Origin of the sequence: Hymenobacter canadensis, from assembly GCF_027359925.1 — a bacterium.
GTDB lineage: Bacteria > Bacteroidota > Bacteroidia > Cytophagales > Hymenobacteraceae > Hymenobacter > Hymenobacter canadensis.
Genome location: NZ_CP114767.1, coordinates 1,487,881 through 1,500,022 on the forward strand (window position 1 = coordinate 1,487,881; position 12,142 = coordinate 1,500,022).

General features: G+C 62.0%; 13 protein-coding genes. 10 read left to right on the top strand and 3 right to left on the bottom strand.

Translation table 11 applies throughout. The features are described 5' to 3' along the window. The first annotated feature begins 114 nt into the window (after nt 1-114). A complete protein-coding gene (locus tag O3303_RS06490; protein WP_269561252.1) occupies nt 115-249 on the top strand; it encodes a DUF1810 family protein in 135 nt (44 codons plus the stop codon). Between the two features lie 172 nt (nt 250-421). Here O3303_RS06490 and mgrA read toward each other — a convergent pair whose 3' ends face one another. Continuing rightward, nucleotides 422-1,411, bottom strand: coding sequence for an L-glyceraldehyde 3-phosphate reductase (gene mgrA, locus O3303_RS06495; protein WP_269561253.1), 990 nt, complete (start codon nt 1,409-1,411; stop codon nt 422-424). 130 nt (nt 1,412-1,541) lie between these two features. Between mgrA and eat the strand changes: the two genes are divergently transcribed. The 5 genes from eat (at nt 1,542) to O3303_RS06520 (ending at nt 6,181) form a co-directional block, all read left to right on the top strand. Next, nucleotides 1,542-2,888, top strand: a complete 1,347-nt coding sequence (gene eat, locus O3303_RS06500; protein ID WP_269561254.1) for an ethanolamine permease — start codon at nt 1,542-1,544, stop codon at nt 2,886-2,888. Between the two features lie 272 nt (nt 2,889-3,160). Then, nucleotides 3,161-4,543, top strand: coding sequence for an ethanolamine ammonia-lyase subunit EutB (locus O3303_RS06505; RefSeq protein ID WP_269561255.1), 1,383 nt, complete (start codon nt 3,161-3,163; stop codon nt 4,541-4,543). Between the two features lie 161 nt (nt 4,544-4,704). Beyond that, nucleotides 4,705-5,073 carry a VOC family protein gene (locus O3303_RS06510; RefSeq protein WP_269561256.1) on the top strand — a complete coding sequence of 123 codons (369 nt, stop codon included), beginning with the start codon at nt 4,705-4,707 and terminating at the stop codon, nt 5,071-5,073. A 152-nt stretch (nt 5,074-5,225) separates the two neighbouring features. Then, complete coding sequence (locus O3303_RS06515) at nt 5,226-5,702, top strand: cupin domain-containing protein (RefSeq protein WP_269561257.1); 477 nt, start codon at nt 5,226-5,228, stop codon at nt 5,700-5,702. A gap of 41 nt (nt 5,703-5,743) precedes the next feature. Further along, complete coding sequence (locus O3303_RS06520; RefSeq protein WP_269561258.1) at nt 5,744-6,181, top strand: hypothetical protein; 438 nt, start codon at nt 5,744-5,746, stop codon at nt 6,179-6,181. 210 nt (nt 6,182-6,391) lie between these two features. Here the strand turns inward: O3303_RS06520 and O3303_RS06525 are convergent, their stop codons facing one another. Together O3303_RS06525 and O3303_RS06530 are read right to left on the bottom strand one after the other, a co-directional pair. Further along, nucleotides 6,392-7,294 (bottom strand): IS3 family transposase, encoded by a 903-nt coding sequence (locus O3303_RS06525; protein ID WP_269561259.1) that lies wholly within the window; start codon nt 7,292-7,294, stop codon nt 6,392-6,394. Next, nucleotides 7,294-7,713 (bottom strand): transposase, encoded by a 420-nt coding sequence (locus O3303_RS06530; RefSeq protein ID WP_269561260.1) that lies wholly within the window; start codon nt 7,711-7,713, stop codon nt 7,294-7,296. Before O3303_RS06530 ends, O3303_RS06525 begins: the two co-directional genes overlap by 1 nt. A 175-nt stretch (nt 7,714-7,888) precedes the next feature. Here O3303_RS06530 and eutC point away from each other — a divergent pair, with 175 nt between their 5' ends. The 4 genes from eutC to O3303_RS06550 all read left to right on the top strand — a co-directional run bounded on the left by eutC (nt 7,889) and on the right by O3303_RS06550 (nt 12,035). Further along, nucleotides 7,889-8,572 carry an ethanolamine ammonia-lyase subunit EutC gene (gene eutC / locus O3303_RS06535; RefSeq protein ID WP_269561261.1) on the top strand — a complete coding sequence of 228 codons (684 nt, stop codon included), beginning with the start codon at nt 7,889-7,891 and terminating at the stop codon, nt 8,570-8,572. A gap of 92 nt (nt 8,573-8,664) precedes the next feature. Further along, on the top strand, nt 8,665-9,207 hold the full coding sequence (locus O3303_RS06540) for a hypothetical protein (protein WP_269561262.1): 543 nt from the start codon (nt 8,665-8,667) through the stop codon (nt 9,205-9,207). Between the two features lie 99 nt (nt 9,208-9,306). Beyond that, the gene (locus O3303_RS06545; RefSeq protein WP_269561263.1) at nt 9,307-11,289 is read left to right on the top strand and encodes an AAA domain-containing protein; all 1,983 of its coding nucleotides are present in this window, start codon (nt 9,307-9,309) and stop codon (nt 11,287-11,289) included. Nucleotides 11,290-11,519: 230 nt separating this feature from the next. Then, nucleotides 11,520-12,035: an FKBP-type peptidyl-prolyl cis-trans isomerase gene (locus O3303_RS06550; RefSeq protein ID WP_269561264.1), complete on the top strand. Its 516-nt coding sequence runs from the start codon at nt 11,520-11,522 to the stop codon at nt 12,033-12,035. The last annotated feature ends 107 nt before the right edge of the window (nt 12,036-12,142 follow it).

Sequence of the window (12,142 nt, forward strand, 5' to 3'; positions counted from 1 at the left end):
ACGCCGTACAACCGGGCTGGCTCCTCTTCGCACCTGCAGCTTGCCGCCCTACCGGCCGTTGCCGCACCGCCCGACTGCCCCAACGCCACCCGCATCCTCGGCAGCCCGGACGACGTGAAACTGAAGTCATCGATGACGCTTTTTGCCGCGCTAGACGGCGCTAACCCGATTTTTCAGCAAGTGCTGGAAACATTTTTCGGCGGCGCGCCGGACGACAAAACGCTGCTGATTCTGCGGCGGCATCCGTAGCAGCTGGCCGTTTCAGACGTTAAGTTAGAACGGTGTAGAGACGCAACATTTTGCGTCTCGTCGTTGCTGATGTTGTTTAAGTGGCGCGGGCCCAATCGTTCAACGACGAGACGCAAAATATTGCGTCTCTACATCGTTCTGGCATTCCAGCGCAATGCAACACACTTCCGACCTACCCCAAAACGGCCTCAATCCGGGCCAATTCCTCCGCACTGAACGGCAGGTTTTCCAGGCAGCGCAGCGAGTCAGTAAGCTGCTCGGGCTTGCTGGCGCCGATGAGCACCGAGGTGATTCGCTCGTCGCGCAGAATCCAGCTGAGGGCCATTTGGGCCAGGCTCTGGCCGCGCTGCTGGGCCAAATTGTTGAGCTGCTGAATCTGGCGGAGGCGCTGCTCGGTGAGCTGGTTTTCAGTGAGGAAGCCCACGCCTTTGGCCACCCGCGAATCGTCGGGGATGCCGTGTAGGTACTTGTTGGTGAGCAGGCCCTGGGCCAGCGGCGAAAACGGGATGCAGCCCACGCCCTCCTCGCCCAATAGGTCGAGCAGGCCGTTTTCCGGGCCGCGCTCAAACATGGAGTATTTGGGCTGGTGAATCAGGCAGGGCGTGCCGAGCTCGCGCAGGATGCGGATGGCCTCGGCGGCAGCGGCGGGCTCGTAGTTGCTGATGCCCACATACAGAGCCTTGCCCTGGCGCACCACGTGGTCGAGGGCGCCCATGGTTTCCTCCAGAGGCGTGTCGGGGTCGGGCCGGTGGGAGTAGAAGATGTCCACGTAGTCCAGCTTCATCCGCCGCAGGCTCTGGTCGAGGCTGGAGACGAGGTATTTGCGGGAGCCCCATTCGCCGTAGGGCCCTTCCCACATGTGGTAGCCGGCTTTGGTGGAAATCACCAGCTCGTCGCGGTAGCCGCGGAAATCCTCCTTCAGAATGCGACCGAAGTTGGTTTCGGCGGAGCCGGGCGGCGGGCCGTAGTTGTTGGCTAGGTCGAAGTGCGTGACGCCCGAGTCGAAGGCCCGGTGCAGGATGGCGCGGAAGTTCTGGAGCACGTCCACGTCGCCGAAGTTGTGCCAGAGGCCGAGCGAGACGGCCGGCAGTTTCAGGCCGCTGCGGCCGCAGCGGCGGTAGGGCATATCGGCGTAGCGGCTGGGGCTGGGTTGGTAGGGCATTTTGATAGTAGTGAGTGGCGACTGGGCAACACAAGGTAGTACGTCGCGGCGCCGGCAATTGCCGGTCCGGCAGCCACTTTCCGCGCCCGGTGCCCTACATTAGGCAGACTGCCCTAACGCTCTGCCGCTTATGCCCACCAACCCCACTACCGCCGCGCCGGCCCTGAAGAAAGTGCTCCGGCCTTTGCACCTGTGGGCTTTGGCCGTGGGACTGGTGATTTCGGGGGAGTATTTCGGGTGGAACTACGGCTGGGCGGTGGCCGGGCCGGTGGGGTTTCTGATGGCTACGCTGCTGGTGACGGTGCTCTACGTGACGTTCATTTTCAGCTTTACGGAGCTGACCACGGCCATTCCGCACGCGGGCGGGCCGTTTGCCTACTCCTACCGCGCCTTCGGGCCCCTGGGCGGCTTGGTGGCCGGCTACGCCACGCTGGTGGAGTTTCTGCTGGCCCCGCCGGCCATTGCGCTGGCGCTGGGCAGCTACGGGCACTTTTTGCATCCGAAGGTGCCGGTGCTGGGCACGGCGCTGGCCTGCTACGCGGTGTTCATCGGCCTGAACCTGCTGGGCATGAAGGAGTCGGCGCGGTTCTCGTTGGTGGTGACGCTGCTGGCGGTGGGCGAGCTGGTGGTGTACATGGGGCTGGTGGCGCCGAGCTTCCGGGTGAGGAACTTTTTGGCCCATCCGGTGCCGCTGGGGGCGGCGGGCGTGTTTGCGGCCCTGCCATTCGCCATCTGGTTTTACCTGGCCATCGAGGGCGTGGCTATGGTAGCCGAGGAAGTCGAGGAGCCACAGAAAACTATTCCCAAAGGCTACCTCTATGGCCTGGGCACGCTGGTGGTGCTGGCCCTGGGCGTGATGGTGCTCACCGGCGGCGTCACGGACTGGCGCACCCTCAGCCGCATCGACTACCCCCTGCCCGAGGCCCTGGCCGTGGTGCTGGGCCGCCACAATCGGCTCACGCAGCTGTTTGCCAGCATCGGGCTGTTCGGGCTGGTGGCTTCGTTTCACGGCACCATTATCGGCTACTCGCGGCAGGTGTTTGCCCTGGCCCGCAGCGGCTACCTGCCCGGGTTTCTGGCCCGCGTGAATCCGCGCTTCCAGACGCCGCACTGGGCCCTGGTGGCCGGCGGCGTAGTGGGTGCGGCGGCTTTGCTTACCGGCACTACGGCCCAGGTGATTGTGCTGTCGGTGCTGGGCGCGGTGGTGATGTACGCCATCAGTCTGCTGAGCCTGTTTGCGCTGCGCCGCCGCGAGCCGCAGCTGGAGCGGCCCTTCGTGGCCCCATTCTACCCCTGGTTTCCGCTGCTGGCCCTGGCCCTCACACTGCTGAGTCTGGGGGCCATTGTGTACTATAATGTGTGGCTGAGCGTGGTGTTTTTCGCCGGTCTGGGGTTGGCGCTGGCCATTTTCGTGCTGCTGGGCCGGCACCAGCGGCCGGTACCAGCAGACGCTTTGCTGAATGCCGAACGACTGTAGAGACGCGACACTTCGCGTCTCGGCGTTGCTGAGGTTGCGTGAGTTTGACAAGCCAGCGTAATCAAGCAATCAGAACGTCATGCTGAGCTTGCCGAAGCATTTCTACCGCTTCGTCTGCACAATTGGGTTAGCCAGAGGTAGAGATGCTTCGACAAGCTCAGCATGACGTTCAACAAAAGCAACATCACCAACGACGAGACGCGAAGTGTCGCGTCTCTACATCTGCCAGAACGCGTCTCACTACTCAATACCAAGTACTCACTACTAACACCATGTACCGCCACACCATCCGCCAACGCACCTACACTTTCCCGGACCTGCGGACGCTGCTGGCGCGGGCCTCGCCCCTGCGCTCCGGCGACCAGCTGGCCGGCGTGGCGGCCGACACCTACGAGGAGCGCGTGGCCGCCCAGTACGCCCTGGCCGACGTACCGCTGCGCCGGTTTCTCTCCGAAGCCCTGGTGCCCTACGAGCAGGACGACGTCACCCGCCTCATTATCGATACCCACGACGCGGCCGCCTTCGCGCCCGTCAGCCACTTCACCGTGGGGCAGCTACGCGACTGGCTGCTGTCGGAAGCGGCGGACGCGGCTACGCTGCAACGCCTCGCCCCCGGCCTCACGCCCGAAATGGTGGCGGCCGTGAGCAAGCTGCTGCGCAACCAGGAGCTGATTGGCGTGGCCCGGCGCGTGGAGGTGGTGACGCGGTTTCGCAATACGCTGGGGCTGCGCGGGCGCCTGGCCACCCGCCTGCAGCCCAACCACCCCACCGACGACGCCCGGGGCATTGCCGCCAGCCTCGTCGATGGCCTGCTCTACGGCAGCGGCGACGCGGTGCTGGGCATCAACCCCGCCACCGACAGCCCCCGCGCCATCCGGCAGCTGCTGGAGCTGCTCGACGGCGTGCGGGAGCAGTTCCAGATTCCAACCCAGACCTGCGTACTCGGCCACGTTACCACCACCCTGGAGCTGATCCGGCAGGGCGCGCCCGTGGACCTCACGTTCCAGTCCATCGGCGGCACCGAGGCCACCAATGCCAGCTTTGGGGTGAGTCTGAGTTTGCTGCGGGAAGCCCACGAGGCCACCCTAAGTTTGAACCGGGGCACGCTCGGCGACAACGTCATGTACTTCGAAACCGGCCAGGGCAGCGCCCTGAGCGCCAACGCCCACCACGGCCTCGACCAGCAGACCTGCGAGGCCCGTGCCTACGCCGTGGCCCGGCAGTTTCGGCCGCTGCTGGTGAATTCGGTGGTTGGCTTCATCGGCCCCGAGTACCTCTACGACGGCAAGCAAATCATTCGGGCGGCCCTAGAAGACCATTTCTGCGGCAAGCTGCTGGGCCTGCCCATGGGCGTGGACGTGTGCTACACCAACCACGCCGAAGCTGACCAGGACGACATGGATACGCTTCTGACGCTGCTGGGCGTGGCCAGCTGCACCTTCATCATGGGCATCCCCGGCGCCGACGACATCATGCTCGGCTACCAGTCCACCTCCTTCCACGATGCCCTCTACCTGCGCCAGGTCCTCGGCCTGCGCCCCGCCCCCGAATTCGAGGCCTGGCTCCAGCAGCAGGGCATCTTCGGAGAGCAAGGCCAGCTACTGCCGGCTGCTGCGGGACATCGTCTGCTGAGCGCGGGCGGGCTGGGCCGGTGATGCATGGCGCTATCAATCCGCACAGTTGTAGAGAGGCAATATCTTGCGTCTCGTCGTTGAACTGCCCGCAACCACGCCGGAGTAACAACGTCAGCAACGACGAAACGCAAGATCTTGCGTTTCCACAGCCCTGACCGCTTAAAACCCTTCCCCCAGCCCCTATGGAGCAAAAAATCCTTTCTCTCCGGCCCTTCATCGGGGCCAAAGACTACGCCGTTTCGCGCAGCTTCTACCGCGCCTTTGGTTTCACCGAAATCGTCCTGTCGCCCGCCATGTCCCTGTTTACGCTGGGGGGCGTGAGCTTTTACCTGCAAAATGCTTACGTGGCGGACTGGGTGGACAACACCATGCTGTTTCTGGAGGTGGAGGATGTGGAGCAGTACTGGCAGGAGATGACGGCGCTGGATTTACCCGGTCAGTTTGCCGGCGTGAAGCTGGTGCCTATCCGGGAGGAAGTCTGGGGCCGGGAAGGCTTCGTCCACGACCCCGCCGGCATTCTCTGGCACATCGGGGAATTCAATAAAGGCTAAAATTCCAGAACGTCATGTTGAGCTTGCCGAAGCATCTCCCCCACTTCGTTTGGATTACCTCTGCGACGAAGCGGTAGAGATGCTTCGGCAAGCTCAACATGACGTTCAAGGAGTTTCAATTGACTTTTCAGACACCGCCCTTACCCGACTCTATGACTGCCCAGGATATCATCCGCCACCTGCACCTGACGCCCCACCCGGAGGGCGGCTACTACCGCGAAACCTACCGCGCCGCCCAGACGCTGAAGACGGCCGATGGCAGCACCCGCCACCTCAGCACGGCCATCTACTACCTGCTCGAAAACGACGACAAGTCGCACTTCCACCGCATCAAGTCCGATGAGCTGTGGTTTTTCCACCAGGGGCAGCCGCTGGAAATCATCCTGCTGACGCCTGGCCAGCCCACCCGCCTCGTGCTGGGCAGCGACTTGAGCCGCGGCGAGCTGCCGCAGGCCGTCGTGCCGGTCGATACGTGGTTTGCGGCCCACCTGCCGCACCGCGCCGGCTTCGCGCTCGTCAGCTGTACCGTGGCCCCCGGCTTCGATTTCGCCGATTTTGAGCTGGCTGAGCGGGCGGCGCTACTTGCAGAGTTTCCGCAGGCGGCGGAAGTGGTGGAGCAGTTTACGTAAGAACAAAAGTCATTATGCCCCTATCTAAAAATCGAAATAGTATGACTGTTCATCACCGAGACGAAAAGTATTTAGATGAAATCATCAGGCAAAGATTCTCATCTGCTTTTATGAGCAATAGCAAATGGGCAAAACTGATTTCCACTCTGGTTGCTAATTCCTTGCATGTTAAACAGTGTAGAATAAAGCCCATATGGGATGAAAAAAAGCCATATCGGCGGCTTGTGTTTGATGAAAACACACAGTTTGGGCTCGACTTTTATGAAACCTCCATGGAGGCTATGGTTTCCGGCAAACCAAGAGGATGGTGTGATTACAAGGAAATAGAATGGCTAGATTTTCCAAGCATAGAAATCAGTGAGAGTAGCGCCCCCGCCATTCAACAGGATATAGAGACTATACAATCACTAATTGACGGTACCGGGCAATACAGAACAGAAATCACAGCAGACAATTTAAGGCTGTACGCTTACCTCTGACAGTGAATAAAATGCCCGACGAACTACCCAACACCCCGCCCCCCGACGACCCCTGGGCCGGCTTGCGAGCCTACTGTCTCGTCCGGCTATAGCTATACAGATGAAATTGATAATCCGTCCTGCGCTTTACAGGCTGGGCTGGTAATCCGGATTGAACTTTACAGGTAGACAAGATAGTCAGCCGTTTTTTGCCACCGCTTAGGTCGGGTATCACGTTGGGGCTGCGATAGCCGCCGCCTGATAGTAATTTTTCCAGCGCCGCACGAGCAGTCCTTCCTGCTCATGGGCTTGATTTGGGGTCAGGAAGTCGCAGCTGCCGTGTGGGCGCAGCTCGTTGTAGGTTCGCACCGCCTGTGCCACCAGCGCATCGGCCTGGGCAAAACCGGGCAGCGTGTTGCCCAGGCCGAATTCGTCCTTCAGGATGCCGTTGACCCGTTCGGCCACGGCGTTTTCGTACGGGTCCCCGTGCTGGGTCATGCTTAGGGCCACGCCGTGACTTTCCAGCAGGCCCACGTACTCGCGCGCCGCATACTGTAAGCCCCGGTCGGAGTGGTGAATCAGCGGGCGGTGCGGCTGCACGCGGGTCGCCAGGGCCTGCTGCAGCGCGGCAAGAGTACCGCGCACCGACAGATCGGGGTGCAGGCAGGCGCCTACGATTTTGTGCGAATACAAGTCGGTAATCAGGCTCAGGTAGCTCCAGCCGCTGAGCAGGCGCACGTAAGTGATGTCGCTGACCCAGACCTGTTCGGCGTGGTGCACCGTCAGGTTTTCAATCAGATTTGGCCGCCGAAACAAGGGCAAGCAGGTTTGCGTGGTCACCACGCGCCGCTTGCGGCGGCGGATGAGCAGGCCGTGGCCGGCCAGCAAGGCAAACAGGTAGTCCCGGCCCACGCGGGGCGCGTGCTCACCTAGCCGCGGCTGCAGCAGGAACTGGAGCTTGCGTGTGCCCAACCGGGGTAGGTCCGTGCGGATGTCGGCCACCAGGGCCAGCACCAAGCCGTCGAGCAAGGCCTGCGCCGTAGCCCGGCGTTGGTGGTCGTAGAATGCGTTTCGCGTCTTGCCAAACAGCCCACAGAGCGTACCCACGCCTACGTGCGGGTACTTCCGGCGCATTATTTCGACGGCTTGGCACCAGCCTTTTTTCGGATGTCAATCTTATAAGTTGCCTCTGCTTGGTCGATGAGCGTGTGCAGGGCTTCGATTTGCCACTGCGCCTGCCGCAGCTGTGCCGCCAGTGGGGTGCCGGCGTCGGCAGGCGGATCTGGCTCAGTCGTGAGTCGCCCCGACTCGCTGGCTCGGTAAGCAGCTACCCACTGGCGCAAGGTCTTTTTTAGGTGCAACTCGTATTTGAGCAGAGCCTCGTCTTCGCTCAGGCGGCCATCGAGTAACTCCCGGGCAATCTGCTGCTTCTGGGCGGCGGTGAATTGTTTACGGCGCATCTGCGCGTATACGGCGGTGCCGTAGCGCTTGAGCCACGCCAGCAGCGTCATGTGGCCCACACCGAACTGCTGCCGGACAGCCTGTTGCGACAAACCCGACTCGACCAACCGGACGGCTTCTTGGCGAACAGAAATGGCATAATGATCATTTTTGCCCCTACGTGGGGCTTGTTCGAGTGCAGTCATACATCAGTTGGAGGATGTATAGCTATAGCCGGACGAGACATACACCGCCGCCCGCATTGCGCTGGGCCGTACCGGCAGCAGCGTGCCGCTACACGAGGCGCTGGCGTTTCGGCTGGCCCATGCCCACGCCCGCGACGCCGTGTACTCCACCCTCGACCTGCCCCGCCTCACCGCCGGCCTGACGGCCCTCGCGCTGCCGGTGCAGCCCGTGCGCAGCCGCGCCGCAACCCGCGAGCAGTACCTCCAGCGCCCCGACTACGGCCGCCAGCTGGCCCGGGAGTCGCGACAGCTGCAGGACACGGCGGCTCCCGAAGCCGCTGACGTAGCCCTGATTCTGGCCGACGGCCTCTCCGCCACCGCCGTGAATGAGCACGCCCTGCCCCTGCTGCACGAGCTGCTGCCGAAGCTGCGGCAGGCCGGCTTCCGCCTAGCGCCCGTGGTGCTGGCTGAGCAGGCCCGCGTGGCCCTCAGCGACGAAATCGGGGAGCTGCTGGGGGCGCGGCTGGCGCTGATGCTCATTGGGGAGCGGCCGGGCCTGAGTGCACCGCACAGCCTCGGAGCCTACCTCACCTACGCCCCCCGCCCCGGCCGCACCGACGAGGCCCGCAACTGCGTCTCCAACATCCGCCCCGAAGGCCTCCCCTACGCCGCCGCCGCTGATAAGCTGTTCTACCTAGTGCAGGAGTCGTTGCGCCGCCAGCTTTCGGGGGTGGCGTTGAAGGATGAAATGGGGCTACTGGGCGAGGGAATGAGCGATAACGAGTGAAAACAGACCGTCATGCTGAGCTTGTCGAAGCATCTCTACCGCTTCGGTGGTGCACTATGGAAACCATACCAATACGATACTTGATTAGCCCTGTGAAATTGCTTCTCATCGTTATCATGTTCCTGATGCCACTCTTTGGCAGAAGCCAAACCACTGTATCAGACCTCGACAAGCTGTACGCAGATGCCTATTCCTGCATCAGGTCCGATACCGTATTTCAACGGTATCGGGGGCCTGAACACTGTGTGGCCGTGTTCGACAGCTTGGTATCCCAGAGACCTTCCATGTTCTCGGAAGTTCTTGCTGAGCACTGGGGATATGCCGGCTATAAGAGAATGAACCGACTGCGGGATTCATTGAGCACGCTTGATAAACAGGCCTATCACAAGCCGTATTTCTCGAAACAGGCAGCTCGCCTCACTCCTGCTTCTGGTGTGGCAAAAGGCTGCGTGGTGATTCTGTTTTCGCGCGTAACCGATGGGATGCTACTAGCGGAAGTCAGCGACAACCAGGAAGGCGGTCCGGGCATCCGAAACGTTCTTTCCGCGTTCGATCAGTCTATTCAATACCTGTTCCTGTTAGGGGCCGATGGCAAAATCAAACGGTACCACACAAAAATTGTCAGCTATAACTAACGGGCCGGCTTCAAGCCATTCCCAAAATCCTCCCGACCTTCGGCCACCTTTTTCCTGGTTTCGTTGTTAGAAACCAACCCTACAATAGAACCCAAGCTGTTGGCTGAACAACCTACCTATACCGAACCTTACGCCCTCGAAAAGGAGCTGCGCAAGGTGCAGGCCCTCATGAAGCTCGAGCAGCAGGAGGACCTCGAACAGTTCAAAATCAAAAGCGCCCAGGCCACCATTGCTGAGCGCCAGAAGCGGGGCCTCACCTGGTACCCGGTCAAAATCACGAAGGAAGACATTGGCTTCGGCGGCAAGCTCGTTATTGAGCTTGAGCGCCAGGGCAATACCAGCGGGCTGCACCTGTTTCAGGTGGGCAAGAACGCCGCTTTGTTCGGCAATATTCCCGGCCGCTCGGGCTCCGACCGGCCCACGCTGTCGGGCGTGGTGACCAGCGTCAAGCGCAACAAAATCCTGCTGGCCACCACCAAGGAAGACCTACCCGACTGGGTGGACGAGGGCAAGCTGGGCGTGGACCTGACCTTCGACGAGGTGAGCTACCGCGAGATGGAGTACGCCCTGGGCAAGGTGATGGGCGCCTACGACTCGCGCCTGGCCGAGCTGCGCGACGTGCTGCTGGGGGCCAAACCGGCCCGCTTCCGGCCCGAGGCTGAGGCAACGCTCTACTACCCCTCGCCCCTGAACGAGAGCCAGCTTTCGGCCGTGCGCCACGTGCTGGCGGCCCAGGATGTGGCCATCATCCACGGCCCGCCCGGCACCGGCAAAACCACCACCCTGGTGCAGGCCATTCTGGAAACCATCCGCCGGGAGCGGCGGGTGCTGGTGTGCGCCCCCTCCAACACGGCCGTGGATTTGCTCACCGAAAAGCTGGCCGAGCGCGGCGTAAACGTCATCCGGATGGGCAACCCCTCCCGCGTGTCCGACCTGCTGCTGCAGCACACGCTGGACGCCCAGATTATGGCGCACAAAAGCTACGCCGAGCTGCGCAGCCTGCGCCAGACCGCCGAGCAGTACCGCGAGCAGGCCGGCAAGTTCAAGAAGCACTTTGGCTGGGAGGAGCGCGAGCAGCGGCGCTTGCTGAAAGAGCAGGCCCACCAGCTGCTGCAGGAATCGGACCAGCTGGAGCGCTACATCACGGAGGATCTGCTGGAGCAGGTGCAGGTGATTACCTGCACGCTGGTGGGCGCCGGCAACCGCGCCATCCGCCACCTCACCTACGAAACCGTGTTCATTGACGAGGCCGCCCAGGCCCTGGAGCCGGGCTGCTGGATTCCGATTACGAAGGCCAACCGCGTGGTACTGGCCGGCGACCATCAGCAGCTGCCGCCCACCGTGAAAAGCGACAAGGCGGCCCGTGAGGGTCTGCGCGAAACGCTGTTTGAGAAGTGCATCGTGCGCCAGCCTGACACGGCCCGGATGCTGCAGGTGCAGTACCGCATGCACGAGCAGATTATGGCCTTCAGCTCCGAGCAGTTCTACGACGGCAAGCTGGTGGCCGCCCCCACCGTGGCCCACGCCGACTTGCCCGACTACGACCTGCGCTTCGCCCCCGATATGGCGGTGGAGTTTCTGGATACGGCCGGCTTCGGCTTCCAGGAAATCACCATCGAGGAAAGCCGCTCCACGGCCAACCCCGAAGAAGCCGACCTGCTGCTCAAGCGCCTGGCGCAACTGCTGGAGCCCTACGACCAGGCCGACCACGAAGCCGACCTGCTCACCATCGGCGTGATTGCGCCCTACCGCGCCCAGATCAACTACCTCAAGGACGCCATCGAGGAAAACGACGAGCTGGTGGGCCTCATGGAGCACCGTATGCTAAGCGTGGGCACCGTGGACTCGTTCCAGGGTCAGGAGCGCGACATCATCGCCATCAGCCTCACCCGCTCGAACCCCCAGGGTGAAATCGGCTTTCTGAGCGACATCCGCCGCATGAACGTGGGCATGACCCGCGCCCGCCGCAAGCTCCTGCTCGTCGGCGACTCCAGCACGCTCGGTTCCCACCCATTCTACAAGGCCTTCCTGGATTACGTGGAGAGCATCGGGGCCTACCGCACGGCCTGGGAAATGCAGTAGGCGAACGGGAGACGTACGCAGCGCGTGCAAGGGGCCAGCCCCAGCCCCCAACTGGATAGCCAGGAAGCTTTGTAGCCGCTGGGAAAGCCGAAATATTATAGGCCCGAAAGTGCCGCCAACGGCTGGCTTTGGCGGTTATCGGGTCGACAAATCCGGGCTAATTCCGTAACTAGCCTGCTCAAACCCATTCCTCACCCCCATGCCCCGGCGCGCCCGCGCCCACCCCGCATATGGCTCAAATCAGCGAAAACAAAGTCGTTACCATCACCTACGACCTGAGCGTAACCGACGAAAATCAAGAGAAAGTCCTCGTAGAATCGGCCGAGGAAGATGCGCCGATGGTGTTCCTGTTTGGCCAGAGCGGCCTGCCCGAGGAGTTCGAGCGCCAGCTCAGCGGCAAAAGCACCGGCGACTCGTTCACCTTCTCGCTCACCCCCGAGCAGGCCTACGGCGAGTACGACGAGCAGGCCGTGGTGGAAATCCCGAAGAACGTGTTCGAAATCGACGGCCAGATTGACGGCGAGATGCTGCAGGTGGGCAACTTCCTGCCCATGGCCGACAACCAGGGCCACCACATGCAGGGCAAAGTGGTGGAAATCGGCGACTCGGCCGTGAAAATGGACTTCAACCATCCCCTGGCTGGCATGGTGATGCACTTCGACGGCAAAGTGGCCGAGGTGCGCGAAGCCACCCAGGAAGAAATGGAGCACGGCCACGTCCACGGCGAAGGCGGCCACCAGCACTAGGTTTCCAGACGTTTGATAAAGCAAAAGAGCGACTCGTGAGGGTCGCTCTTTCTGTTTGTTAGAACGATGTAGAGACGCAATACTTTGCGTCTCGTCGTTGCTGACGT

Coding starts and splice junctions, on each gene's coding strand:
- mgrA (WP_269561253.1), bottom strand. CDS start 1,411: ATGCCCTACCAACCCAGCCCCAGCCGCTACGCCGATATGCCCTACCGC.
- eat (WP_269561254.1), top strand. CDS start 1,542: ATGCCCACCAACCCCACTACCGCCGCGCCGGCCCTGAAGAAAGTGCTC.
- O3303_RS06505 (WP_269561255.1), top strand. CDS start 3,161: ATGTACCGCCACACCATCCGCCAACGCACCTACACTTTCCCGGACCTG.
- O3303_RS06510 (WP_269561256.1), top strand. CDS start 4,705: ATGGAGCAAAAAATCCTTTCTCTCCGGCCCTTCATCGGGGCCAAAGAC.
- O3303_RS06515 (WP_269561257.1), top strand. CDS start 5,226: ATGACTGCCCAGGATATCATCCGCCACCTGCACCTGACGCCCCACCCG.
- O3303_RS06520 (WP_269561258.1), top strand. CDS start 5,744: ATGACTGTTCATCACCGAGACGAAAAGTATTTAGATGAAATCATCAGG.
- O3303_RS06525 (WP_269561259.1), bottom strand. CDS start 7,294: ATGCGCCGGAAGTACCCGCACGTAGGCGTGGGTACGCTCTGTGGGCTG.
- O3303_RS06550 (WP_269561264.1), top strand. CDS start 11,520: ATGGCTCAAATCAGCGAAAACAAAGTCGTTACCATCACCTACGACCTG.